This is a genomic window from Pseudomonas sp. PSPC3-2, from assembly GCF_049897085.1.
GTDB lineage: Bacteria > Pseudomonadota > Gammaproteobacteria > Pseudomonadales > Pseudomonadaceae > Aquipseudomonas > Aquipseudomonas paraveronii.
This window is the reverse complement of record NZ_JAFCVO010000001.1, coordinates 459,817-483,963: the sequence shown is the minus strand read 5'-3', so window position 1 is coordinate 483,963 and position 24,147 is coordinate 459,817. Positions and strand designations below refer to the sequence as shown.

Here is a 24,147-nt window from a genome sequence, read left to right as displayed (position 1 = left end):
TATCTAAAGAACGCCGATAAACGGCCGATTCATCAGAGTCGGGCCGAAATTTCCCCTTGAAACGTTAGGGTTAAACCTATCGTCCCGGACCGGACGCACTGTAAAGTCGCGAACTCCCACTCAGTGATGGCTTTTTAATATTTCACAGCCATCCGCCCAGGTACATGGCGCACAATGACTTCTAAAAATAACCCTGCCACCGTGGTCTCCGATGTGTTGCCGACAGCTCCTGCGGAAAAACCTTCAGCTTCAAAGTCATTGAGCAGCCCCCGTCCGGCGGCAACCCAGCAATACCTATACTTCACCGAGACCAATACCGACCGCATCCTCGACAACCTCGACGGCCTGCGCGACATGGTGTTCCCGCGCCTGCCCCACCAGGAAGGCGACAGCGAGCCGCGCAGCGAGCAGGAATTTCCCTCGGTGTGCCTGATCGGGCTGGGCCGCTGCGGTTCGAACATTGCGCTGGACGTGGCCGAGTTGGTCTACAACGCACGCAAGTTCTACTTGAACGAGTTCAGTACCGAAGACAAGTCGACAGACAAGGGCTACAGCCCGGCCCAGTGGATTCGCAACAACCTGCGCCTGGGCAGCGGCAAAGCCAGCAAACCGGTGTTCCTGGTGGAACCCTTGGTGATGCTGGGCGACCTGGACAAGGACATCGCCGGGCGCATCCGCTTCTCGCGCAAGGGTGAAAAAAGCGGCTTCCTGCGCGACTACAGCAAGATGAAAATCATGGACCTGTCGGAAGTCCATGCCGGCGGCGCCGGTAACGCGCCGATCCTTGGCCAGTACCTGGCCAAGATCATCCTCAATAAAGACACCCAGCGTTTTTCCAGCCCTGACTGGAAGATGATCCATTCGTACCTGATCGACTCCTGCGGCATCAAGGCCAACCAGTCGCGCCTGTACTTCTCGATCTTCAGCGCGGGCGGCGGCACCGGCTCGGGCATGGCTTCGGAGTTCGGCCTGGCCCAGCAGCACTCGTACATGAACAAGACGTTCGACACCAAGCCGGCCGACGAGCACGACAGCAAAAGCGGCCACGCCTTCGTCTTCGAACCGATCTTTACCAGTGGCATCTGCGTGCTGCCGAACATCTCCGATCACCGCAGCGAAATGTCCGAGGCGCTGCACATCAACGCCGGGCGGCTGCTGTGCAAGTACCTGTCGGAAGAATGGGATTTCTCATACAACTTCGCCAATGAAGACAGCAGCGAAGCCAGCGTCAAAGGCCGTATCCGCCCATGGAACGCGATGATGCTGATCTCCAACGACATCATGCGTTACGCCGAAGAGAGCGATGACGGCAACATCCAGAACATTGATGTCAATGCCATGGAAAAGCACGCCAACCAGTACATCTCGCAACAGATCTTCAACATTCTTACCGCCCAGGCGGTAACCACCGACTACGACCAGAACTACTTCCGTCGCGCCGGGATCGATATCGGCGAAACCATCCGCCTGGATGCCAACGACCTGTTCATGAGCCTGGCCGGCCCGGTGGCGATTGCCTACGCCGAATCGGTGGTCCCGGAAACCCCGGCGCCGTCGAATGACAAGTTCAAGGTGTTCGACAAAGAACCCCAGCGCCTGAACATCGACGACCTGTTCTTCCGCTCCATCGACCTGCCGCACTTCAACAAGGTCACCCAGGCCATCGAAGGCATCAGCCTGCTGCCGATCGAGTCCAAGCGCTACAAGGCCTCCCTGGAGCAGTACAAGAACTCCGGCTACGACGCGGCTGCGCTGCACGACCTGCACTTCTTCAAAAACTGCTCGTCGGTGGTGTCGATCGTGTCGCTGCCCAAGGACTACAAACTGTCCTACATGGACCTGAACCGCCTCAAGACCCACCTCAACAGCCTGTTCCCCAACACCACGCTCAAGCGCTACGCCCTGGTGATCGGTGCGTCGGCTAACCTGTCGCTGACCACCCTGATCGCCAAGAGCCCGTGCCTGTCGGACGATTTCCTGACGCTGATCGTGGCGTTTATCAAACGCTGCTTTGCGCGCAACCCGTATCGTTTCGATGACACGCTGGACAACTCGATCCTGGACTTCATCATCCACGAGGACTTCGACGAAGACCGTATCGACGAACTGCTCAACGAGTTTGAAAACCCGGCGAAGATCCTCGATACCAACTGGTACGCGATCAAGCCGATGTATGAGAAGAAGTACCGCGAGCTGATCAATGACAAAGAGAAGTTTGTCTCGATCAATGACATTCGCCTGTCACGGGATTGCGTGAAAAAGGCGATCAAGTACCTGCGCGAGATTTACCGTCATCGGATCGGCAAGACCAAGATTATTTCGTTGAATAACCATACCGGCAAGACAGCCTAGGCTTATGTGGCGAGGGAGCTTGCTCCCTCGCCACGGCGATCGGCTCACACCCAGAAACAATTTCCCGAGCATTTCGCGGTCAGCAAAACTGTTCCCGTGACGCGCACGTCACCCTCACCTGTGACCTTTCTCCACGGCAAGATGCCATCACGGCATCTGCGGTTACTCCGCTACACACTTACAGCGGCGCAAACAGCGCACCATTTTCGCGCAGACGTTTCTTACCCTGCCCTTTCCTGGATCAGAATCCACGGCGAAACCACCACCGCCCACAAGCTCGGATCGCGCTCCAGCAGGTCCAATGCCCGCGTCGCAGACACTTCGCCAAGGCTGCCCGAGGCCAGCCAGGCAGAGACTTTATCGCGCTGGTCCTCGGCCATGCCCTCGGCCGCTTCGATCAAATCCAGGCCGGCGTCGACCCACAATAGGGCACCCTTGGCAAAGAACGGTTCGAGCTCCTTCCAGGAGATTTCGGCGGTTTCACCGAGCAGCTTGGCATAGAGGGTGCTAGGTTCTTGCGTCATGGGAATTCACCTTGGGAAAAAATCGGCGCAATCATAACGTCGTGTCTCTCGTAGAAAAACCCAGTTGCAAATGAGTGAGCGATTGAAAGCGTCAGGAAAGCCACGGATTGCCCGCCACTGCGGCAGCCCCCCGCCGCAATTCTGTCTTTTTCTTTCATTTAAGCGACACACCCGGGTATTGCCCCCAGCAGCCAGCTTTTCAAGCGATCAACCGGCGCTCTACACTGTACCGGTACAGTTGCCAGGGTACTGCCGGGGGGATATTCGAGATATCTGATCCGGTTCTGCAGCTCACAAGGCCGCTAGAACTATAAAAAATACAACAGTAAGAGTGGAGCACTATGAATAAGGCTACTAAGCAGATTTCCAAACTGTTTGCCGCTATGGTCCTGGCCGGGGTTGCCAGCCATTCGTTCGCAGCCGACACCATCAAGATCGGCATCGCCGGCCCTAAAACCGGTCCTGTCACGCAATATGGCGACATGCAGTTCATGGGTGCCAAGCAGGCGATCGCCGACATCAACGCCAAAGGCGGCGTCGATGGCAAAATGCTCGAAGCCAAGGAATACGACGACGCCTGCGATCCCAAGCAAGCCGTTGCGGTCGCCAACAAAGTGGTCAACGACGGCGTCAAGTTCGTGGTCGGTCACCTGTGCTCCAGCTCCACTCAGCCAGCGTCCGACATTTATGAAGACGAAGGCGTGATCATGATTACCCCGGCGGCCACCAGCCCGGAAATCACCGCCCGTGGCTACAAGCTGATCTTCCGTACCATCGGCCTGGACAGCGCCCAAGGCCCAGCGGCCGGCAACTACATCGCCGACCACGTGAAGCCGAAGATCGTTGCCGTGCTGCACGACAAGCAGCAATACGGTGAAGGCATCGCCACCGCCGTTAAACAGACCCTCGAGAAGAAAGGCGTGAAAGTCGCTGTCTTCGAAGGCCTGAACGCCGGTGATAAAGACTTCTCCTCGATCATCCAGAAGCTCAAGCAAGCCAACGTCGACTTCGTCTACTACGGCGGCTACCACCCAGAGCTGGGCCTGATCCTGCGTCAGTCCAAGGAAAAAGGCCTGAACGCCAAGTTCATGGGCCCAGAAGGCGTCGGCAACGACTCCATCTCGCAAATCGCCCAGGGCGCTTCCGAAGGCCTGCTGGTGACCCTGCCGAAATCCTTCGACACCGACCCGGCCAACAAAGCCATCGTTGAAGAGTTCGCCAAGAACAAGCAGGACCCAACCGGTCCGTTCGTGTTCCCGGCCTACTCGGCCATTGAAGTCATCGCCGGCGGTATCACTGCCGCGAAGAGCGAAGACACCGCCAAAGTGGCCGCAGCCATCCACGCGGGCACCTTCAAGACCCCTACCGGCGAGCTGAGCTTCGACGCCAAGGGCGACCTGAAGGACTTCAAGTTCGTGGTCTACGAATGGCACTTCGGCAAACCAAAAACCGAAGTTTCCCCTCAGTAAGCCAGGCGTTACTGGTCAACAAGCCCACTGCGAGAGCAGTGGGCTTTGTTTTACGAGGTTTATGGGCCTGTCACCCGCGATCCGGGCGCTGGCTCACCTGAAAATCTTAAAACCGTCACCAGCGGTTCGCTGGCAAACGCTTTGCGCAAATGTGCTCACAGAACACAGCGCAGGGCCGGAACATGACTCCACCAGTGAAATGCGTATCGGGTTTTTAGGAGCGTTGTAATGCCTGAGATCTATCATTTTTTCCAACAGCTGGTTAATGGCCTGACCATTGGCAGCACCTATGCCCTGATAGCCATTGGCTACACAATGGTTTACGGCATTATTGGAATGATCAACTTCGCCCATGGCGAGGTGTACATGATTGGTTCCTACGTGGCCTTTATCGCCCTTGCCGGGCTGGCCATGATGGGTATCCACTCCCTGCCGCTGTTGATGACCGCCGCGTTCCTTGCGTCGATCGTCGTAACCAGTGCCTATGGCTACAGTATCGAACGGGTTGCCTATCGTCCCTTGCGTGGCAGCAACCGTTTGATCCCGCTGATTTCCGCCATCGGCATGTCGATTTTCCTGCAGAACACCGTATTGCTGTCCCAGGACTCCAAGGATAAGTCCATTCCCAACCTGATCCCGGGGAGCTTCTCCTTCGGCCCAGGCGGCGCACAAGAAGTGCTGATTTCGTACATGCAGATCCTGGTCTTCGTCGTCACCCTGGTGGCCATGCTAGGCCTGACCCTGTTCATTTCCCGCTCCCGTCTGGGGCGCGCCTGCCGGGCCTGCGCCGAAGACATCAAGATGGCCAACCTGCTGGGCATCAACACCAACAACATCATCGCCCTGACCTTCGTCATCGGTGCCGCGCTGGCGGCCGTCGCTGCCGTGTTGCTGAGCATGCAGTACGGCGTGATCAACCCCAACGCCGGTTTCCTGGTCGGCCTCAAGGCCTTTACCGCAGCGGTATTGGGCGGCATCGGCAGTATCCCGGGCGCCATGCTCGGCGGGCTGGTGCTGGGTGTGGCCGAAGCGTTTGGTGCCGATATCTTCGGCGACCAGTACAAGGACGTCGTAGCGTTTGGCCTTTTGGTTCTGGTGCTGTTGTTCCGTCCGACCGGCATCCTGGGCCGTCCGGAGGTTGAGAAAGTATGAGCAGATATCTTAAATCGGCGTTTTTCAGCGCCCTGCTGGTTTGGGCCGTGGCCTTTCCGGTACTTGGCCTCAAGCTGAGCATTGTCGGCATCAATCTGGAAGTGCATGGCACCGGTCCCGTGACCCTGACCATCATTGCCCTGTGCTCGGTGCTGATGTTCCTGCGCGTGCTGTTCACCCAGCAGGTCGGCGCGTTATTGCGCTCCAACCGTGGCCCGCTGGTATCGCCCAAGGTCAGCCAATTCCTGACCCTGCCGCGCACCCAGCGCTACATCATCATCGGCCTGATCGTGGCCGCGCTGATCTGGCCGTTCTTCGGCTCACGCGGTGCGGTCGACATCGCCACCCTGATCCTGATCTACGTGTTGCTGGGCCTGGGCCTGAACATCGTGGTCGGTCTGGCCGGCCTGCTCGACCTGGGTTATGTGGGCTTCTATGCCGTGGGTGCCTACACCTACGCGCTGCTCTCGCACTACCTGGGCTGGAGCTTCTGGGTCTGTCTACCACTCGCCGGCCTGATGGCGGCGACGTTCGGCTTCCTGCTGGGCTTCCCGGTGCTGCGCCTGCGCGGTGACTACCTGGCCATCGTGACCCTGGGCTTCGGGGAAATCATCCGACTGTTCCTGCGTAACCTGACCGACATCACCGGTGGCCCTAACGGCATCAGCAGCATTCCCAAGCCGACGTTCTTCGGGCTGTCGTTCGAGCGAAACGCGGCCGAAGGCATGCAGACCTTCCACGAGTACTTCGGGATTGCCTACAACCCGGTGAGCAAAGTGGTGTTCCTGTACCTGGTGGCGCTGTTGCTGGCCCTGGCCGCATTGTTCGTGATCAACCGCCTGCTGCGCATGCCGATCGGCCGTGCGTGGGAAGCGCTGCGCGAAGATGAAATCGCCTGCCGGGCCCTGGGCCTGAACCCGACCATCATCAAGCTGTCCGCGTTCACCCTGGGCGCTGCGTTCGCCGGTTTTGCCGGCAGCTTCTTCGCCGCTCGCCAAGGCCTGGTGACGCCGGAGTCGTTCACCTTTATCGAGTCGGCGATCATCCTCGCCATCGTGGTACTGGGTGGCATGGGCTCGCAGTTGGGCGTGATCCTCGCAGCAATCGTGATGATCCTGCTGCCGGAAATGATGCGTGAGTTCAGCGAATACCGCATGTTGATGTTCGGCGCCATGATGGTGCTGATGATGATCTGGCGTCCTCAAGGCCTGCTGCCCATGCAACGTCCACACATGGAGCTGCGCAAATGAGCCGCGAGATCCTGAAAGTCGAAAACTTGAGCATGCGCTTCGGCGGCCTGCTGGCGGTCAACGGCGTGGCCCTGACCGTCAAAGAAAAACAAGTGGTTGCGCTGATCGGCCCCAACGGCGCCGGCAAGACCACCGTGTTCAACTGCCTCACCGGTTTCTACAAGCCGAGCGGTGGCAGCATCCTGCTGGACGGCCTGCCGATCCAGGGCCTGGCCGGTCACGAGATCGCCCGCAAGGGCGTGGTGCGGACCTTCCAGAACGTGCGGTTGTTCAAGGACATGACGGCGGTCGAAAACCTGCTGATCGCTCAGCACCGTCACTTGAACACCAACTTCTTCGCAGGCTTGTTCAAGACCCCGGCGTTCCGCAAGAGCGAGCGCGAGGCCATGGAATATGCGGAGTATTGGCTGGACAAGGTCAACCTCACCGAGTTCGCCAACCGCCCCGCCGGCACCCTGGCCTATGGGCAGCAACGTCGCCTGGAAATCGCCCGCTGCATGATGACCCGCCCGCGGATCCTGATGCTCGACGAACCGGCCGCCGGTTTGAACCCCAAGGAAACCGAAGACCTCAAGGCGCTGATCGGCGTGTTGCGTGAAGAAAACAACGCGACGGTGCTGTTAATCGAACACGACATGAAACTGGTCATGAGCATTTCCGACCACATCGTGGTGATCAACCAGGGCACGCCCCTGGCCGACGGTACGCCGGAGCAGATCCGCGACAATCCTGAAGTGATCAAAGCCTATCTGGGGGAAGCGTAAAATGCTGCAATTCGAAAACGTTTCCACTTTCTACGGCAAGATCCAGGCCCTGCACAGCGTCAACGTCGAAGTGCGCCAGGGTGAGATCGTCACGCTGATCGGCGCCAACGGTGCCGGCAAGTCGACCTTGTTGATGACCCTCTGCGGTTCGCCGCAGGCCCACAGCGGCAGCATCCGCTACATGGGCGAAGAGTTGGTGGGCCAGCAGTCGTCGCACATCATGCGCAAAAGCATCGCCGTGGTGCCGGAAGGCCGACGGGTGTTTTCGCGCCTGACCGTCGAAGAGAACCTGGCCATGGGCGGGTTCTTCACCGACAAGGGCGACTACCAGGAGCAGATGGACAAGGTGCTGCACCTGTTCCCCAGGCTCAAGGAACGCTTCAGCCAGCGCGGCGGCACCATGTCCGGCGGCGAGCAGCAAATGCTCGCCATCGGCCGGGCGCTGATGAGCAAGCCCAAGCTGTTGCTGCTCGACGAACCCTCCCTGGGCCTGGCACCGATCATCATCCAGCAGATCTTCGACATCATCGAACAACTGCGCAAGGACGGTGTGACGGTGTTCCTGGTGGAACAAAACGCCAACCAGGCGCTGAAAATCGCTGACCGTGCCTATGTGCTGGAAAACGGCCGGGTGGTGATGCAGGGCACGGGTGAGCAGTTGCTGACCGATCCTAAGGTGCGTGAGGCGTACCTCGGCGGTTAACACGCGGTTGCTGGACGAACCGGATCCAAATGTGGGAGGGGGCTTACCCCCGATGGCGCCATGTCAGGCACAGAACATGTGACTGATATACCGTCATCGGGGGCAAGCCCCCTCCCACATTTGTTTCGGGTGATCCCTGAAGAATTTTTCTCAAACGACTTGTAACGAATTCCAACGTCCAGCCTCTAGTGGTACAAGCAGGCAATCATGCCCGCCGACTCAACCCACTGCTGGAGATACACCATGACCGTAAAAACCCGTTCGCTGTCCGCCGCTTCCCTCGTCCTGGCCCTGGGTTCCGCGCTGAGCCTGTCCGCCCTGACCACCAGCGCCCACGCTGCCGACGACATGCAGAAATGCTTCGGCGTCGCTGAAGCTGGCAAGAACGATTGCGCCGCCGGCGCTGGCACTTCCTGCGCCGGCACGTCCAAAACCAAGGATCAGGCCAATGCCTGGAAACTGGTCCCGGCTGGCACCTGCACCCAAACCCCAAGCAGCACCTCGCCGAGCGGTTTCGGCCAGGAAGCGGCCTTTACCGCCAAGTCCTGAAACAGCCCCCACCCTGAGTACTGATGATGACGCTTTCGTTCCTGCAAACGCCCTCAGCGGCTCAGGCGCCCGGACTCCCCCTGCGGGCCGGGCTGGGGCTGAAGCACGAGCACTTCGCCGAAGTGCTCGACACCCGCCCCGATATCGGTTTTTTTGAAGTGCATGCCGAAAACTACATGGTGGCCGGCGGCCCGTTTCATCACTACCTGGGTTTGATTCGCGCGCAGTACCCGCTGTCGCTGCACGGCGTGGGCCTGTCCATCGGCGGCGAAGGCCCGCTGGACCGTGCGCACCTGGCACGGCTGGCGAGGCTGATCGAGCGCTATCAACCCCACACCTTTTCCGAACACCTGGCCTGGTCGACCCACGGCCCGGTGTTTCTCAACGACTTGCTGCCGCTGGCCTACGATGTCGACAGCCTGAACCGGGTGTGCGAACACGTTGATCAGGTTCAGAGCTTCCTCAAACGCCCAATGCTGCTGGAGAATCCATCGACCTACCTGCAGTTCCAGCGCTCGACCCTGGACGAGACGGACTTCATCAGCGAAACCATCCGCCGCACCGGCTGTGGCCTGCTGCTGGACGTCAATAACGTCTACGTGTCGTGCATCAATCATCAGCGTGACCCGTTGGCCTACATCGACGCCCTGCCATTGCACGCCGTGGCTGAGATTCATCTGGCAGGCTTTGCCGAAGACACCGACAGCCTGGGCGAGCGCCTGCTGATCGATGATCACGGTGCGCCCATCGATAACGCCGTCTGGCAGTTGTACGAGCAGGTACTCGCGCGTACCGGCCCGGTGGCGACGTTGATCGAAAGGGATAACCAGGTGCCGGCCTTCAGCGTGCTGCTGGCCGAGGCGCAACAGGCCGAACGGCATTTGTTGCAGGTGCGCCCATGAGCCTCCTCGAAGACTTTGCCGCCGCCCTGCTGGCGCCGGACCAGGCCTGCCCCGACGGCCTGTTCAGCAGTAACGGCGCCGACCCGGCCAGCCGCTTTGCCGTGTATCGCAACAATGTCCACGGCTCGTTGATCAATGCGCTGGCGAGCGCTTACCCGGTGACGTTGCAACTGGTAGGCGATGAGTTTTTCCGCGCCATGGCCCGCGGCTACGTACAGGCGAACCCGCCCAGCAGCCCGGTGATCAGCGCGTACGGCGCTACATTTTCCAGCTTTATCCAAGGCTTTGAACCGGCCGCGAGCGTGCCTTACCTGGCGGATGTAGCGCGATTGGAACGCTTGCGGGTCCGTGCCTATCACGCGGCGGATGCCCCGGCGCTGGAACCGCAGGCTGTTCTGCAGCAACTGCAAGCACACACCGAGCTGGGCACATTGCGCCTGCAATTGCACCCATCCCTGGCTACGTTGAACTCCCGCTACGCCGTCGTCGCAGTGTGGGCGGCGCACCACACCGAGGGCGCGATTGCCACGTTAAATCCCTGGCATGCCCAGGGCGCCCTGATGTTGCGCCAGGGCCTGGAGGTCAAGGTGTTCGCCATCGACAGCGGCTCGGTGGTGTTCATCGACAGCCTGAACCAGGGCGCGGTGCTGGAGGAGGCGCTCACACACGCACTGGAGACGTCGGCCGAGTTCGACCTGCACCAATGCCTGGCGCTACTGATCAACCAAGCCGCAATCACTCACCTGCATCTGGAACACAAGGTATCGCCATGAACGCTCAATCACCGGGCCTGATTAAACGGGCCATCCAGCTTTTCGAACAAATCCCCTACAGCTTGATCGCCTTTCTCGCACGCTTTTCCATAGCGGCAGTGTTCTGGAAGTCCGGGCAAACCAAAGTCGAAGGTTTTGCCATCGACTTGATCAGCGGCACCTTCCAACTGGGCGAACCGCGACTCGCCGCCTCGACGCTGCCGCTGTTTCGCAGCGAATACCGGCTGCCCTGGCTGTCACCGGAAGTGGCCGCGCACATGGCGGCATTTGCCGAACACTTCTTCCCGGTGCTGATCCTGCTGGGCTTCGCCACGCGCTTCTCGGCCCTGGCGCTGATTGGCATGACCCTGACCATTCAACTGTTCGTGTACCCCGACGCCTACCCCACCCACGGCACCTGGCTGGCCATACTGCTGCTGTTGGTAGCCAAGGGCCCGGGCGGCCTGTCCATCGACCACTGGATTGCCCGCCGTTATCGCTAGAGACGGTCGAGGGCTTCGCCGCTGCGCTTGAACCAGTCCACCAGGTAGTCGGCCAACACCTGGGTGCGTCGCGGCAAGCCGCCCTGATAGGGATGCACCAGGTACATCGGCAGGCTCCGCGTCTGATAGTCCCGCAGGAGCAAACGCAATCGACCGTCAGCCAGTTCCGCCGGTAAAACGTAGGAAGGCAGGCGCGCAATACCGGCGCCCACCAGGGCGGCCTTTTTCAACAGGTTGTAGTGGTTGGAGGCGAAGGTCCCGCTCACCCGCACGCGCAGCAGTTCGTGCTGCTGGTGGTACAGCCACTCCTCGCGGCCGCTGTAGTGGCTGTTGAGCAGGCAGGTGTGGGACGCCAGATCAGCCGGGGTCAGCGGTTCGCCGTGCTGCTCCAGGTAGGCCGGGCTGGCACAGGTCATCTCGTGCCAGGCCAGCAGCGGCTTGGCCACCAGGCGCTGATTTTCGATGGCACCCGAGCGTACCCCCAAGTCAAAGCCATCCCGCGCCAAGTCGCGGTAGCTGTTGTTCAGCTCCAGTTCGATCTGTACCTGCGGATAGTGCTCGGAAAACTCCAGCAACAAGCCATCGAAGAAGGTTTCGCCCAATGACACCGGAACCGTCATACGCACCGGCCCGGCCAAATCGTCCTTGAGCCGGGCCAGTGCCTGACGCGCCCGTTCGACCTGCACCACCAACGCCTGCGCCTGGGGCAACAACGCCGCGCCGGCAGCCGTCAGGCTGAGCTTGCGCGTGGTGCGGTGCAGCAACACCACCGCGTACCCCGCCTCCAACTGGCTGATGCGCTTGGACAATTGCCCTTTGCTGCAACCCAACTGCTCAGCCGCTACGGTAAAACTGCCGGCTTCGATCAATACGGCAAACGCCGCCAGGTCATCCATCTCGCTCATGGATTGTTTCCATTTGAAAACCAAAGGTTGCCTATTAGCACGTTTATCCATCTGAAAAGCCACACTAGACTGACCCCTCACTTACCCCACTGGAGAAACAGCACGATGAAAATCCTATTGATTGGTGCCAGCGGCACCGTGGGCTCGGCGGTCAAGGCGGAACTGGCGCAGCGTCACGAGGTAATCAGTATTGGTCGCAGCAGCGGCGACTTCCAGGTGGATATCAGCGACAGCGCCTCGATCCGCCGGCTGTTCGAGCAGACCGGTCGGTTCGATGCCCTCGTCTGCGCGGCAGGCAATGTGAATTTCGTCGCGCTGGGTGAGATGAGCGAAACCGATTTTGAACTGGGCCTGCGTGACAAACTGATGGGCCAGGTCAACCTGCTGCTGATCGGCCGCGAGTACGCCAACGATGGGGCCTCGTTCACCTTCACCAGCGGCATTCTCAACCGCGACCCGATTCGTACCGGTGCCTCGGCGGCACTGGTCAATGGCGCACTGGATGCCTTTGTGAAAGCCGCGGCAATCGAATTGCCACGGGGCCTGCGCGTCAACTCCGTGAGCCCGACGGTGCTGTTGGAAGCCATGGGCAGCTACGCACCGTACTTTCGCGGGTACAAGCCGGCCCCGGGCGCTGATGTGGCGTTGGCCTACGCGAAAAGCGTCGAGGGCTTGCAGACCGGTCAAACCTTTAGCGTAGGTTGAACTTCAAGGCCGTAAGAAATGCCTGAAGCTCGCGCGTGGGCTTGTGATGCACCGCCAGCCTGCGTAACGTGGCGGCACTTGTCAGGAGACCCGATAATGCGTGCCGCCCGTACCCTCATGCTGTTTGCCTTGCTCCCGCTGTTCACCGCCTGCCAGTTGTTCGAAAGCGAGCCGGCCAAACCGTCCACCGTCGGGTTGACCCGCATGCAGGGCGAGCTCACGGCAGTCGCAGGCAAGCTGTTGTTCCAACCGTGCCACGACCAGCGCAACTACGTGGTCAAGGATACCGGCGGTACCAGCATCCTGCAGGAAGCCGCCTCCCTGGCCGGCCAGCAAGGCGCACTGTTTGCCGACCTGCGCGGCAAGTTCTCCGGCGTCGCCGCCGGCACCCAGGGCGAAGTGGAACTGCAACAGCTGTACCGCGTCGAGCGCTCGGTCTCGGCTTGCGATGATCCCGACTTCAAGCGCACGATCCTGCGCGCCAGCGGCCACAAGCCGGCCTGGGCGCTGAACGTCACCGCCAAGGGCATGGTGCTGGAGCGCGAAGGCCAGCCACCGCTGCCGGTTCCCTATGTCGAGGAACAACTGGGTGACGGGCGTTTCAACCTGATGACCGAAGCCAATAACCAGCACATCGAACTGTGGGCAGCCCCGCAGCGGTGCGTCGACAGCGTCAGCGGCAGCCTGCAACACATGACCGCCGAGTTGCGGGTCAACGGTCAAGTCCAGCGTGGCTGCGCGGCCTTCGGTGGTTCGCGGGACGATTGATTCGTGTCTGCGTTGTTTTAACATGACGGAAACCCGCCGTTGGGGCTTATAATCACCGGTTTGCAAAACCGCCGGCCCCACCAAACGCCGCACACCGGACCCTGTCATGTTACGAATCACCGAACTCAAGCTGCCCATCGACCATCCCGAAGAAGACCTGCGGCCCGCCATTGTGCAGCGCCTGGGCATCGCCAGTGATGACCTGCTCGATTTCACCCTGTTCAAGCGCAGCTATGACGCCCGCAAAAAATCGTCGGAGCTGTGCTTCATCTACACCGTCGACTTGAACGTAAAGGGTGAAACCGCCCTGCTGCTCAAGTTTGCCGATGACCGCAACATCAACCCGGCGCCGGACGTCAGCTACAAGGTGGTGGGTCAGGCGCCTGCGGACCTGGCTGAACGTCCGGTCGTGGTCGGTTTTGGACCGTGCGGGATTTTCGCCGGGCTGCTGCTGGCGCAGATGGGCTTCAAGCCGATCATTCTCGAGCGCGGCAAGGAAGTGCGCGCGCGCACCAAGGACACCTGGGGCCTGTGGCGCAAAAGTGTGCTCAACCCGGAGTCCAACGTGCAATTCGGTGAGGGCGGCGCCGGGACCTTTTCCGATGGCAAGCTCTACAGCCAGATCAAAGACCCGAAATTCCACGGGCGCAAAGTGCTGCACGAGTTCGTCAAGGCCGGCGCACCGGAAGAAATCCTCTACGTCAGCAAGCCGCACATCGGTACGTTCCGTCTGACCGGCGTGGTGGAAAACATGCGCGAGCAAATCATCGCCCTGGGCGGTGAAGTGCGCTTCGAGCAACGGGTGACCGACGTGTTGATCGAAGACGGTCAACTGAACGGCGTGGTCATCGATGGCGGCGAGCAGATCCTCTCCAAGCACGTGATCCTCGCCCTCGGCCACAGCGCCCGCGATACCTTCCGCATGCTCCACGGCCGTGGCGTGTACATGGAAGCCAAGCCGTTTTCCGTGGGTTTCCGTATCGAACACCCGCAGTCGCTGATCGATGCCGCGCGCCTGGGCAAATACGCCGGGCACCCGAAACTTGGCGCCGCCGACTACAAACTGGTCTACCACGCCAAGAATGGCCGCTCGGTCTACAGCTTCTGCATGTGCCCCGGCGGCACCGTGGTGGCTGCGACTTCCGAGTTGCATCGCGTGGTGACCAACGGCATGAGCCAGTACTCGCGCAACGAACGCAACGCCAACTCCGGCATCGTGGTCGGCATCACGCCTGAGGTCGATTACCCGGGCGGCCCGCTCGCCGGCATCGAGTTGCAGGAGCGCCTGGAATCCCACGCCTACATCCTCGGTGGCAGCAATTACGAGGCCCCGGCGCAACTGGTGGGCGATTTCATCGCCGGCAAACCGTCCACGGCCATCGGCAGCGTGGAGCCGTCCTACAAACCTGGGGTGTCCATGGGCGACCTGGCCCTGGCGCTGCCGGACTTCGCCATCGAAGCGATCCGTGAAGCCTTGCCGGCGTTCGAGAAGCAGATCAAGGGCTACTCGCTGCACGATGCAGTCTTGACCGGTATCGAGACGCGCACCTCATCGCCACTGCGGATTACCCGCAACGAATCGATGCAGAGCTTGAACGTCAAAGGCCTGTTCCCAGCCGGTGAAGGCGCCGGTTATGCCGGTGGGATTCTGTCGGCGGGTGTCGACGGCATTCGGATTGCCGAGGCGTTGGCGCGGGATATGTTGGGTATCGAGGCCTGAAAAAACCGCCGTGCGGATGTGGGAGCAAGCACGCTCCCACATTGGTTTTTATGGCGTGTCAGATATTCGCGCGCAGGACGTTATCGGGCAGTGGCTCACCGCGCTCGACGCTGGCCGCCACCGCAGCGATCAACCCCGGCAGTTCATACCCCTGCCCCGCCAGCCACGCCTGATCGTAATAGGTGGTGGCATACCGCTCGCCCCCATCACACAAGATCGCCACGATCGACCCCGACTCCCCCGCGGCTTTCATCTGCTGCGCCGCCATCAAGGCACCGATCAAGTTGGTCCCGCTGGACCCGCCGACCCGCCGCCCCAGCCGCTCGGCCAGGTAATGCATGGCCGCCAGCGACAGCGCATCCGGCACCTTGACCATCGCATCAATGACCTTGGGCAAAAACGACGCTTCGACCCGGGGTCGGCCAATGCCTTCGATCCGCGAACCGCACTCCAGGCGCAAGCCGGCATCGCCGCTCAGGTAGTAGTCAAAGAACACCGAGCGCTCGGCATCGGCACACAACACGCGGGTGCAATGCTGGCGATAACGCACATAGCGCCCCAGGGTCGCGGTCGTGCCGCCAGTGCCGGGGCTGGAAATCAGCCAGCTCGGCTCGGGATGACGCTCGAAGCGCATCTGCTGGAAGATCGACTCGGCGATGTTGTTATTCGCCCGCCAGTCGGTGGCGCGTTCGGCGTAGGTGAACTGGTCCATGAAGTGACCACCGCTTTCCTGCGCCAGGCGTTCGGACTCGGCGTAGATCTGCGTCGGATCTTGTACCAGATGACTCTTGCCACCATAGAAGGCGATCTGGGCGATCTTTTCCTTGGAAGTGGTGGCTGGCATCACCGCGATAAACGGCAGGCCGAGCAGGCGTGCGAAGTAGGCTTCGGAGATCGCCGTCGAACCGCTGGAGGCTTCGATCACCGGCGCCCCCGGCTTCAGCCAGCCATTGCACAGCGCATACAGGAACAGCGAGCGCGCCAGCCGGTGTTTCAGGCTGCCAGTGGGATGGCTGGACTCATCCTTGAAGTACAACTCGATACCCGGCAAGCCCGGCAGCGCTAAAGGGATCAGGTGGGTGTCGGCGCTACGCTGGAAGTCTGCTTCAATAATACGAATGGCTTCGCGGGCCCAGGGACGGTGGTCGCTCATGAGGGAATCTCTAAGGATTTCAGTCGCAATCTTAGGATGTTTCCTATGCCACACACAGATACAGTAACGACTCAATTAGACACACAATTGCTAGGTTCTGGCGCAACCACGACCGCGCCCTATTCTTATAACAAATAAGAATATAACTTTTGTTTTAACAACTAACGGTACGGGTTAGGGTACGCACCTATTGAATCCGGATTGGAGAGCATACCTTGGCTCTGCGTAGCACGTTCACCCGTTTTTTCCAGCTGGAAGCCGCCAGCGGTCTGTTGTTGATCGCCGCAGCCGCCTTGGCGCTGATCGTCAACAACTCACCGTTGTCGCACCTCTACAGCGCGTTTCTCGACGTGCCCGTAGTGGCGCAGATTGGCGCGTTGAAGATCGCCAAACCCGCGTTGTTGTGGATCAATGACGGCCTGATGGCGCTGTTCTTCCTGCTGATCGGCCTTGAGGTCAAGCGCGAGTTGCTCGACGGCCACCTGTCCAAGCCCTCGCAAGTCGTCCTGCCAGGCGCTGCGGCGATCGGCGGCATGGTGGTGCCGGCATTGATCTACTGGGCAATCAACAAGGATTACCCTGCGGCGCTTTCCGGCTGGGCAATCCCCATGGCCACCGATATCGCCTTCGCGTTGGGCGTCCTGGCGCTGCTGGGCAAGCGCGTGCCAGTGTCGCTGAAACTGTTCCTGATGACCCTGGCCATTATCGATGACCTGGGCGCAATTATCGTGATCGCCGTGTTCTATTCCAGCGACCTGTCCGGCGCAGCCCTGGCGGGCGCGGGCGCCTGTTTGATTGCCTTGATTGCGATGAACCGGCTGGGCGTGATCAAGCTCGGGCCTTACCTGATCATCGGCTTGATCCTGTGGGTCTGCGTGCTGAAAAGTGGCGTGCATGCCACCTTGGCCGGCGTGACCCTGGCGTTCTGCATACCGCTGCGCACCAAAAACGCCGAAACCTCTCCGCTGTTGACGCTCGAACATGCCCTCCATCCGTGGGTGGCCTACTGCATCCTGCCGCTGTTCGCGTTTGCCAACGCTGGTGTATCCCTGACCGGGGTCAGCCTCGAGAGCTTCACCCACCACGTGCCCCTGGGTATCGCTGCCGGCCTGTTGATCGGCAAGACTATCGGCGTATTTGGCCTCACCTGGCTGGCCATCAAGACCGGCCTCGCCGCGCTGCCCAGCGGCGCCAACTGGGGCCAGGTGTTCGGCGTCGCAATCCTGTGCGGCATCGGCTTTACCATGAGCCTGTTTGTCGGTTCCCTGGCGTTCGTGCCGGGCGCCAGTGAGTTTGCCGGGGAGGATCGAATGGGGATTCTGACCGGGTCGATACTCGCGGCGTGTATCGGTTATGCGGTGACGGCGATGGCGAGTCGCAAGAAAGCCTGACTCACACAAACACCGCACACAAAAAACCCCAGCCGGTCACCCGGCTGGGGTTTTTCTTTGCTCGCGGCTTAACGCTTAGCGAGTCACGCGGCTGGTACCATCAACGGTCATGATGCGCACGCGATCACCGATGCGGAAGATTTCATTTTCCTGCACGGCCTGCACGTAGGCGCGCATGCTGCCGTCGTCTTCACGGACGGTGATTTCCACGCCCTGGGTACGGGTCAGGCCTTCTTCGGCGGCCGAACCCACCAGGCCGCCGGCGACGGCGCCGATGACGGCGGTCACGATACTGCCACGGCCGCCACCGATGGCGCTGCCGCCCACGCCGCCAATGACGGCGCCGGCTGCGCCGCCGATTGGGGTCTTGGTGCCTTCGATTTTCACCGGACGCAGGGATTCAATGGTCCCCATGCGAACGGTCTGCACACGACGCGCTTCGTCACGGGAGTACGAGTCGCCGGTCAGACTCGAGGCGCAGCCACCCAACAACAACGACAGGGTAGTAAAGCAGGCAACTAGTAAAACGGACTTACGCATAGCATCAACTCCAAAGGACAGGTGTTCATTAGACGCTGAGGCTTGACGCCTGTCACGGCAAGCCCCGCAGAAAATTGCTTTCATTCAGCCCTAGTACAGAGTGCCAGCACCAGAAGACCCGACAAACGGTAGCACTCATCTTGTAAACAGGACGTTCATGGATTATTTCATCATTGTAGTCACTACCGTAGCCGGCTTGTATTTCCATGGCTGGTTGTACCTGCGCATCCGACGCTGGATCGACCGCGACTTGGCGCTCTCCCTGGCGGGCAGCGACCTGCACAAGCGGGCCTTTATGCTGCAACAACTGGAAAAAGCCCGCACCCTGAAGATCAACCGCCGCGAGTTGCCGGCCTGGTTGAAAAACGCGGCGCAGCAGTACACGCCCGAGGCCTCTTGACGAGAGGCTTCGGGGTGACGGACAACAGTCAGGTGGGGTGACGAAAGACGACGATCAGGGTGCCAGACGCTCACGGGTCCAGTCGGCCCCTTGCAAGCGGTAGTTCAGGCGGTCATGCAGGCGGCTAGCGCGGCCTTGCCAGAACTCGATGCGCTCGGGCAACAAGCGATAGCCGCCCCAGTGCTCGGGACAGTGCGGCTGAGTGTCGCTAAAACGCTGTTCGGTGACCTTGAGCAAGTCGTGCAATTCTTCACGGTCACGGATGACCTTGCTCTGCGGAGACGCCCACGCGCCCAGGCGGCTACCCAAGGGGCGCACCTGGAAATAGGCGTCCGACTCTTCGAGCGTGACCTTGACCACCCGGCCCTCGATGCGCACCTGGCGCTCCAGGGTCGGCCAGAAAAAGGTCATAGCCGCGAAAGGCTGCGTCGCGAGCTGATCGCCCTTGGCGCTCTGATAGTTGGTGAAGAAGGTAAAGCCCTGTGCATCCAGGCCCTTGAGCAGGAGGATGCGACAGTGCGGGCGACCGTCCTCATCGACCGTGGCCAGGGTCATGGCATTGGCCTCCACCGGCGGTTGCTCGGTCTTCACCGCCTCGCCAAACCATTGATGGAACAAGGCAAACGGCTCGCTCGGGGCTTGGGCCTCGCTCAAACCATCCCGTGTGTAGTCACGGCGCATATCCGCCAATGCCTGGGTCATGCGGCTTTATCCTTCTGGTTCAACAGATCAGTTTTTTGCCTGGTCGTTCGCAGCTGGTGCAGCGGCCTTGGCTTTGGCCGGTGCTGGCTTCTTGGCAGCTGGCTTGGCCGGGGCCTTTTTCGCGGCTGGCTTAGCTGCGGATTTCTTCGCAACCGCCTTTTTCGCTGGGGCCTTTGCGACTGCGGCCGGAGCGGGAACGTCCTGCACGGCAACCATTTCAGCCACAGGCGGCGTCTTGCCCGAGCTGTACTTGCTCAGCAAGGCCAACATAGTTGTACGCTGAGTAAACATAATTTCCATGCGACGGTTCAGCGCACGGCCCTGGGTACTGTCGTTGGCGGCACGTGGCATCATGTCGCCCATACCGCGCAACATCAGACGGTCTTGCTTGAGGCCGCTGAGACTGAAAATCGATGCGATGGACACCGCGCGCTCTTTGGTCAACGCCTGGCTCGCCGGAGCGCTGCCGGTGGAGTCAACGTGACCTAGGACCAGCACGGCGGTCTTCGGGTCAGCCTCAACAGCCTTGGCGACGCGAGTGAACGGCCCCAAGGTAACCGGCAGCAACATCGTCGGGCGTTTCGGGTTGTAGGAACCGTCTACCGGGGCAATCACCACCAGTACGTTGTCGCGACGTTCCAGTTGCAGGTTGCTGTCCTTGATGGCGGCGCGCAGGCGCGGCTCATAGTCGTCCAGCCAGGCTTGGGTGATTTTCGGGTCGGGCATCGGCACGTTGGTCACGTCGACCTTGGCCAATGGCTTAGGCTTGGACGTGCTTTCGAACGGCCACCACCAGTGAGTCTCGGAGTCGGTCTTGGCGATGACGGGGGCAGCAGGAGCAGCGGCTGGCGCCGGGGTTGCAGCCTTAAGGTCGGCCTTCAGGTCAGCCTTGGCATCGGCGGCCTTTTCGTCGGTGCTCTTGGAGGAGAACGGCCACCAGCTAGAGCCGGTATCCGCTTTGACCACCGGGGCTGGAGCAGGAGCGGCGGCTACCGGTGCGGCAGGCTTGGCGCTAGCGGCGGCAGTTACCGGCGCGGCAGGCTTGGCCCCGGCGGCGGGTTTGGCGTCCGGTTTGGCGTCCGGTTTGGCGTCCGGTTTGGCGTCGGTTTGGGTCACTGCGTCCTTGGTAGCAGCCTTGTCAGATCCAAATGACCACCAATGCCCGCCCTCGGCATCATTTTGTGGTGTTTGTGCGCAGCCAGTAATAGTGAGGCACAGCGCCAGTGCCAAGGACTTGTTCGATAACATGAGATATCCACAAAATGAGAAAAAACCGGGGGTCTGAATGACCCGTTAAACAGACGCGTCCAGAACATTAAAGTTACAATATTTCGCTTCGCGCCTTCTTATACTTGCCTTTGTAACAAAAAAACGTGAAACAGCAAGGGGTTTACAGACAACCGGCCAATATTCTGACCAACTTCTGCGCCCGCGGGTCCATAAGTACATAGGGCCCCAATGTATTAGTCGCAAAACCGAACGCTACATCATGTTCAGGGTCGGCAAACCCCACCGAACCACCCGCACCAGGATGTCCAAATGCACGCGGGCCAAGGCCGAAGGTCGCATTCGGCAGTTGCGGTTGATCCAACATGCAGCCCAGGCCGAAACGGGTTTGGGTCAATAAGGTTTTATCGGGCCCGATACTGTGTTCACGGGTCAACTGTTCGAGCATGTCGCTTTCCAGCAAACTACCGTCCAATAAACCACTATAAAAACCCGCCAGGCTGCGCGCATTACCGTGACCATTTGCCGCTGGCTGCTGCATACGCCGCCACTCCGGTTTATTAGTGCTGGTCAGAATAGACGGCGGATTGGCAAATGCCCGTGTCGTCATGGCCGCAGGTTCTCGCATCATTACTTGCAATAAGCGTTGCGCGGCTTCATCGCCCATGTTGCCTTTGCTGCGTGCTATATGGGCAACGCGATAAAACTCTTCATCCGCCAGGCCCACATGAAAGTCCAGCCCCAACGGGCGTGCAACCCGCGCCACGATGGACTCGCCCGGCCCGCGCCCGTCGGCACGGCGCAGCAATTCCCCGACCAGCCAGCCATAGGTGATCGCCTCGTAGCCGTGGCCCTGGCCCGGCGTCCACCACGGGGCTTCGGCCGCCAAGGTGTCGACCATCAATGGCCAGTCGTACAGCGCTTCGGCGGGCAGCATTTCGCGGATCGCCGGCAACCCGGCCTGGTGGCAGAGCAACTGGCGCAAGGTGATGGCTTCTTTACCGGCCGCAGCAAACGCCGGCCAGTAGTTGGCCACTGGCGCATCCAGTTGCAGCTTGCCTTCGGCCACCAATTGCAGGGCGGCGACGGCGGTGAAGGTTTTGGTGCAGGAGAACAGGTTGACAATGGTGTCGCTGTGCCACGCTTGTGCCCCATCCTTGTCGGCGGTGCCGGCCCACAGGTCGACCACGGTTTCCCCGCCGATCTGGATGCACAGCGCCGCACCACGCTCTTGCGGGTCATCGAACAACGCGGCGAACGCTTCACGTACCGCTTCAAACTGGAGCTCGTAATGACCCTGAACCTGCACCTAAGCCCCCTCGGAAAACGCTGTAAAAAGTGGCCGACATTGTTCCAGCCCTTGTAGGATTTGTGAACCCGTCAACGCTGAATCAATGACCATTTCCGGAATGCCCACCGGCATGTCCGGCGCCCGGCCCCGCATCTTTGCCGTCACGCCCCGGCGTGCTGCCTCCATGCTCGCGAACCGCACGGGCCGCCTTGGCCTTTTCGGCCTCCTTGCCCAGTTGGTCGACCGCCGCCAGGTTGCTTCTACGCACACTGTCGACAAAACCCTGGAACGGCACATCGGTCATACCGACCAGACCGAAATGGCCGTTTTCGCCGTCCAGCAAGCGACCGGTCACCGGCTGGTCCAGATACTGGAACCAGTGCACACCGACAATCGACGGCTCGGCCATAGCCTGCTTGAGGAAGTTGGCATACGCGGCGCCGCGATCCTCTTCCCTGGCCAATTGCGTTACACCGCCCCAAAACGGGCCGCGGTCAGCCGAGCCGAAGTTGAACTCGGTGATCAACACCGGCTTGTCCAGTGCGCGCAAGGCGGCGAAGTCATAGCCGTCCTGAGGTTTGAGGGTGTACATGTTGAAGCTCAACACGTCGCAATACTGCGCACAGGACGCCACCGCTTCCGGAGTACTCACTGCGTAACGCCCGCCCAGCAGCAACTGGTTGGGCGCGTGCCATTTGAGCGCATCGGAGATGGTCTTGAAGTAGGTATCGGCGAAGGTCTTCTGGAAGTATTTGAAGTCGGCTTCGATTTCCGGATGCTCGGGGTTGGGCATCGGTGGCTCGAAGCCCGGATCTTCCATCAACTCCCAGCCCGCCAGGTGGATGCCCCAGGCTTTCGACAGGCCTTCTTCGTTGCGGTATTTGTCGCGCAATTGCTTGAGGAACGCACGCTTGGCGGGTACGTCGGTGGTCATGCGCAGGGTGCCGTAGGCCAAGGCGAAGCGGGATTTTGCATCCTCACCGGGACCGGCCCATGCCAGTTCGTTGTCGGCAAAGAAGCCGATCAACCACGGATCGTCACGGTGATCACGGGCAGCGATGGCCACGGCGCGCTCGGTGGCCATGGCGAAACGCGGGTCGAACGGGTCGGGCATGCCGCCCCACCAGTCGGTGCCGGTACTGATGCTGGCGTAATCGCCGACGATCGACAGCGGCAAGGTGTACGGCACGCGGTCCGCGCTGGCCAGTTGCGCAGCGCTCCAGTTGCCGACGGTGTTGAAACCCCAGGCCTGCAAGCGGTCGAGGGTGTGGCTGACCCAGCGCTTCTGGTCGAAACCTTCAGTGTCATAAGTGCGCTGCAGGTTGGCGCGGTAGAAATCGTACCAACGCCCCGCGCCAAAGCTGCGCCCTTCGCCCGCGCCGTTGCCAGTGCGGTTGTCAGCGCTGCCGTAGTATTTGTCGAGGGGTTCACCGGCCTTGGGCAGCGCCGCGAACATCCATTCACGGCCCGCCACATAAGTCTGGTTGTTATCCGACGCCACGGTGTTGACGCCCAGGGAATAGAACGGATGCCCCTCCGGCGTCACCAAATACCAGCGACCGTCGCGCTTTTCGGTGCGGAAAAAGCCACTGGCGTCGAACGCAGGGCCCTTGCTCCAACCGCCGTACTGGTCCAGGGAGGATTTATCCCGCTCGGCCAGCCAAGCCTTGAGTTGTTGCTGCTCCTTGGCAGCGGCGGCCTTGAGTTGCTCGTCGCTGCTGACCTTTTCCGGCCAGCGCGCGCGGGTGGACTGGCCATAGGCGTCCACCAGTTCGCCGTAGGCTGCCATGAGCACCGGCTCGCTGTCCTGCACGCCAAAGCGCTCCAGCAGAATGCTTTGGGCGACATTCGGCTTGATCATCGACAGGGTCACCGACACCACCTGGCTGCGGTCGATTTCCCCGGCGCTGCTGGCCAGCAACACGCGCTGGCCGTCGACGCTGATCGGCATCGGCGGGCCGGCCTTCATGCCCTGGCTCAACGGCGAGTTGGCTTGCAGGGGGATCAACAGGGTCTGGGCCGGACCGGCTGGCAGGTCGATGCGGCTGACCAGGGTCTTGCCGTCATTGCTCTGCACCTTGACGTACAGGGTCAGCGCCCAGTCCATGGCGCTCTGGATACGCAGGCTCATGGCGCTGGATTGCGACCAGTCCCAGGCGCCGGTCTGCGGGCTGAGCACCAGGCTCGGTTCGGCGGCCGGGTTGAAGGTGATGCGGCGCAGCACTTCGCCTTCAGGGGTTTGTTCGGCGTTGTATTGCGGCAGGCTGGCGTCCTGGGTCGCCACCTTGACCACATCGGCAGGCCGGACGAAGTTGAACAGCGTTTGTTGCCCGGCGGGTGCGGCCAGCAGGGGCGCGGCGAACAGCAGGGCAAAAAGGGCGGGCAGCGTGCGAATCATACGAGCAAGGTTCTCCCAAACGGCCGA

The 24,147-nt window shown here is 60.8% G+C and carries 23 protein-coding genes; 15 read left to right on the top strand and 8 right to left on the bottom strand.

Features of this window, described 5'->3' with window-relative positions; genetic code table 11:
• Window positions 1-174 precede the first annotated feature (174 nt).
• Window positions 175-2,352 (top strand): hypothetical protein, encoded by a 2,178-nt coding sequence (locus ACP7CJ_RS02200; RefSeq protein WP_276196898.1) that lies wholly within the window; start codon window positions 175-177, stop codon window positions 2,350-2,352.
• Window positions 2,353-2,573: 221 nt separating this feature from the next.
• Here the strand turns inward: ACP7CJ_RS02200 and ACP7CJ_RS02195 are convergent, their stop codons facing one another.
• Entirely contained in the window at window positions 2,574-2,876 is a 303-nt protein-coding gene (locus tag ACP7CJ_RS02195; RefSeq protein WP_276196897.1) for a DUF2288 domain-containing protein, read from the bottom strand.
• A 341-nt stretch (window positions 2,877-3,217) separates the two neighbouring features.
• On the opposite strand from ACP7CJ_RS02195, the gene ACP7CJ_RS02190 reads away from it, so the two are divergent.
• The 9 genes from ACP7CJ_RS02190 (at window position 3,218) to ACP7CJ_RS02150 (ending at window position 10,920) form a co-directional block, all read left to right on the top strand.
• Window positions 3,218-4,345, top strand: a complete 1,128-nt coding sequence (locus tag ACP7CJ_RS02190; protein WP_276196896.1) for a branched-chain amino acid ABC transporter substrate-binding protein — start codon at window positions 3,218-3,220, stop codon at window positions 4,343-4,345.
• A 228-nt stretch (window positions 4,346-4,573) separates the two neighbouring features.
• Window positions 4,574-5,497, top strand: a complete 924-nt coding sequence (gene livH / locus ACP7CJ_RS02185) for a high-affinity branched-chain amino acid ABC transporter permease LivH (protein WP_003231100.1) — start codon at window positions 4,574-4,576, stop codon at window positions 5,495-5,497.
• Window positions 5,494-6,747, top strand: a complete 1,254-nt coding sequence (locus ACP7CJ_RS02180) for a high-affinity branched-chain amino acid ABC transporter permease LivM (protein WP_276196895.1) — start codon at window positions 5,494-5,496, stop codon at window positions 6,745-6,747. The genes livH and ACP7CJ_RS02180 overlap by 4 nt, the downstream gene beginning before the upstream one ends.
• Window positions 6,744-7,511, top strand: coding sequence for a high-affinity branched-chain amino acid ABC transporter ATP-binding protein LivG (gene livG, locus ACP7CJ_RS02175; protein WP_276196894.1), 768 nt, complete (start codon window positions 6,744-6,746; stop codon window positions 7,509-7,511). The genes ACP7CJ_RS02180 and livG overlap by 4 nt, the downstream gene beginning before the upstream one ends.
• 1 nt (window position 7,512) lies before the next feature.
• Window positions 7,513-8,214 carry an ABC transporter ATP-binding protein gene (locus ACP7CJ_RS02170; RefSeq protein ID WP_017844798.1) on the top strand — a complete coding sequence of 234 codons (702 nt, stop codon included), beginning with the start codon at window positions 7,513-7,515 and terminating at the stop codon, window positions 8,212-8,214.
• 243 nt (window positions 8,215-8,457) lie between these two features.
• Window positions 8,458-8,763: a BufA1 family periplasmic bufferin-type metallophore gene (locus ACP7CJ_RS02165; RefSeq protein ID WP_276196893.1), complete on the top strand. Its 306-nt coding sequence runs from the start codon at window positions 8,458-8,460 to the stop codon at window positions 8,761-8,763.
• Between the two features lie 23 nt (window positions 8,764-8,786).
• Complete coding sequence (locus tag ACP7CJ_RS02160) at window positions 8,787-9,665, top strand: DUF692 domain-containing protein (protein WP_276196892.1); 879 nt, start codon at window positions 8,787-8,789, stop codon at window positions 9,663-9,665.
• Window positions 9,662-10,438, top strand: a complete 777-nt coding sequence (locus ACP7CJ_RS02155; RefSeq protein WP_426099558.1) for a DNA-binding domain-containing protein — start codon at window positions 9,662-9,664, stop codon at window positions 10,436-10,438. Before ACP7CJ_RS02160 ends, ACP7CJ_RS02155 begins: the two co-directional genes overlap by 4 nt.
• Window positions 10,435-10,920: a DoxX family protein gene (locus ACP7CJ_RS02150; RefSeq protein ID WP_276196890.1), complete on the top strand. Its 486-nt coding sequence runs from the start codon at window positions 10,435-10,437 to the stop codon at window positions 10,918-10,920. Before ACP7CJ_RS02155 ends, ACP7CJ_RS02150 begins: the two co-directional genes overlap by 4 nt.
• Here the strand turns inward: ACP7CJ_RS02150 and ACP7CJ_RS02145 are convergent.
• Window positions 10,917-11,825, bottom strand: a complete 909-nt coding sequence (locus tag ACP7CJ_RS02145) for a LysR family transcriptional regulator (protein WP_276196889.1) — start codon at window positions 11,823-11,825, stop codon at window positions 10,917-10,919. The two genes, ACP7CJ_RS02150 and ACP7CJ_RS02145, sit on opposite strands and share 4 nt — an antisense overlap.
• Window positions 11,826-11,930: 105 nt before the next feature.
• Here ACP7CJ_RS02145 and ACP7CJ_RS02140 point away from each other — a divergent pair, with 105 nt between their 5' ends.
• The 3 genes from ACP7CJ_RS02140 (at window position 11,931) to ACP7CJ_RS02130 (ending at window position 15,018) form a co-directional block, all read left to right on the top strand.
• A complete protein-coding gene (locus tag ACP7CJ_RS02140) occupies window positions 11,931-12,530 on the top strand; it encodes a short chain dehydrogenase (RefSeq protein ID WP_276196888.1) in 600 nt (199 codons plus the stop codon).
• A gap of 96 nt (window positions 12,531-12,626) precedes the next feature.
• Window positions 12,627-13,298, top strand: a complete 672-nt coding sequence (locus ACP7CJ_RS02135) for a COG3650 family protein (RefSeq protein WP_276196887.1) — start codon at window positions 12,627-12,629, stop codon at window positions 13,296-13,298.
• Window positions 13,299-13,404: 106 nt separating this feature from the next.
• Window positions 13,405-15,018, top strand: a complete 1,614-nt coding sequence (locus tag ACP7CJ_RS02130) for an NAD(P)/FAD-dependent oxidoreductase (RefSeq protein ID WP_276196886.1) — start codon at window positions 13,405-13,407, stop codon at window positions 15,016-15,018.
• Window positions 15,019-15,076: 58 nt separating this feature from the next.
• Here the strand turns inward: ACP7CJ_RS02130 and ACP7CJ_RS02125 are convergent, their stop codons facing one another.
• Window positions 15,077-16,171 (bottom strand): PLP-dependent cysteine synthase family protein, encoded by a 1,095-nt coding sequence (locus ACP7CJ_RS02125; protein WP_276196885.1) that lies wholly within the window; start codon window positions 16,169-16,171, stop codon window positions 15,077-15,079.
• 215 nt (window positions 16,172-16,386) lie between these two features.
• Here ACP7CJ_RS02125 and nhaA point away from each other — a divergent pair, with 215 nt between their 5' ends.
• A complete protein-coding gene (nhaA, locus tag ACP7CJ_RS02120; RefSeq protein WP_276196884.1) occupies window positions 16,387-17,562 on the top strand; it encodes a Na+/H+ antiporter NhaA in 1,176 nt (391 codons plus the stop codon).
• 75 nt (window positions 17,563-17,637) lie between these two features.
• Here nhaA and ACP7CJ_RS02115 read toward each other — a convergent pair whose 3' ends face one another.
• A complete protein-coding gene (locus ACP7CJ_RS02115; RefSeq protein WP_276196883.1) occupies window positions 17,638-18,102 on the bottom strand; it encodes a glycine zipper 2TM domain-containing protein in 465 nt (154 codons plus the stop codon).
• A gap of 157 nt (window positions 18,103-18,259) precedes the next feature.
• Here ACP7CJ_RS02115 and ACP7CJ_RS02110 point away from each other — a divergent pair, with 157 nt between their 5' ends.
• Window positions 18,260-18,502: a hypothetical protein gene (locus ACP7CJ_RS02110; protein ID WP_276196882.1), complete on the top strand. Its 243-nt coding sequence runs from the start codon at window positions 18,260-18,262 to the stop codon at window positions 18,500-18,502.
• 54 nt (window positions 18,503-18,556) lie between these two features.
• Here ACP7CJ_RS02110 and pdxH read toward each other — a convergent pair whose 3' ends face one another.
• The 4 genes from pdxH to ACP7CJ_RS02090 all read right to left on the bottom strand — a co-directional run bounded on the left by pdxH (window position 18,557) and on the right by ACP7CJ_RS02090 (window position 24,120).
• The gene (pdxH, locus tag ACP7CJ_RS02105; protein WP_276196881.1) at window positions 18,557-19,204 is read right to left on the bottom strand and encodes a pyridoxamine 5'-phosphate oxidase; all 648 of its coding nucleotides are present in this window, start codon (window positions 19,202-19,204) and stop codon (window positions 18,557-18,559) included.
• Between the two features lie 27 nt (window positions 19,205-19,231).
• Complete coding sequence (locus ACP7CJ_RS02100) at window positions 19,232-20,452, bottom strand: OmpA family protein (RefSeq protein WP_426099559.1); 1,221 nt, start codon at window positions 20,450-20,452, stop codon at window positions 19,232-19,234.
• Window positions 20,453-20,594: 142 nt separating this feature from the next.
• Window positions 20,595-21,740, bottom strand: coding sequence for a serine hydrolase domain-containing protein (locus tag ACP7CJ_RS02095; RefSeq protein ID WP_276196879.1), 1,146 nt, complete (start codon window positions 21,738-21,740; stop codon window positions 20,595-20,597).
• A gap of 82 nt (window positions 21,741-21,822) precedes the next feature.
• Complete coding sequence (locus tag ACP7CJ_RS02090) at window positions 21,823-24,120, bottom strand: beta-galactosidase (protein WP_426099560.1); 2,298 nt, start codon at window positions 24,118-24,120, stop codon at window positions 21,823-21,825.
• Between the last annotated feature and the right edge of the window lie 27 nt (window positions 24,121-24,147).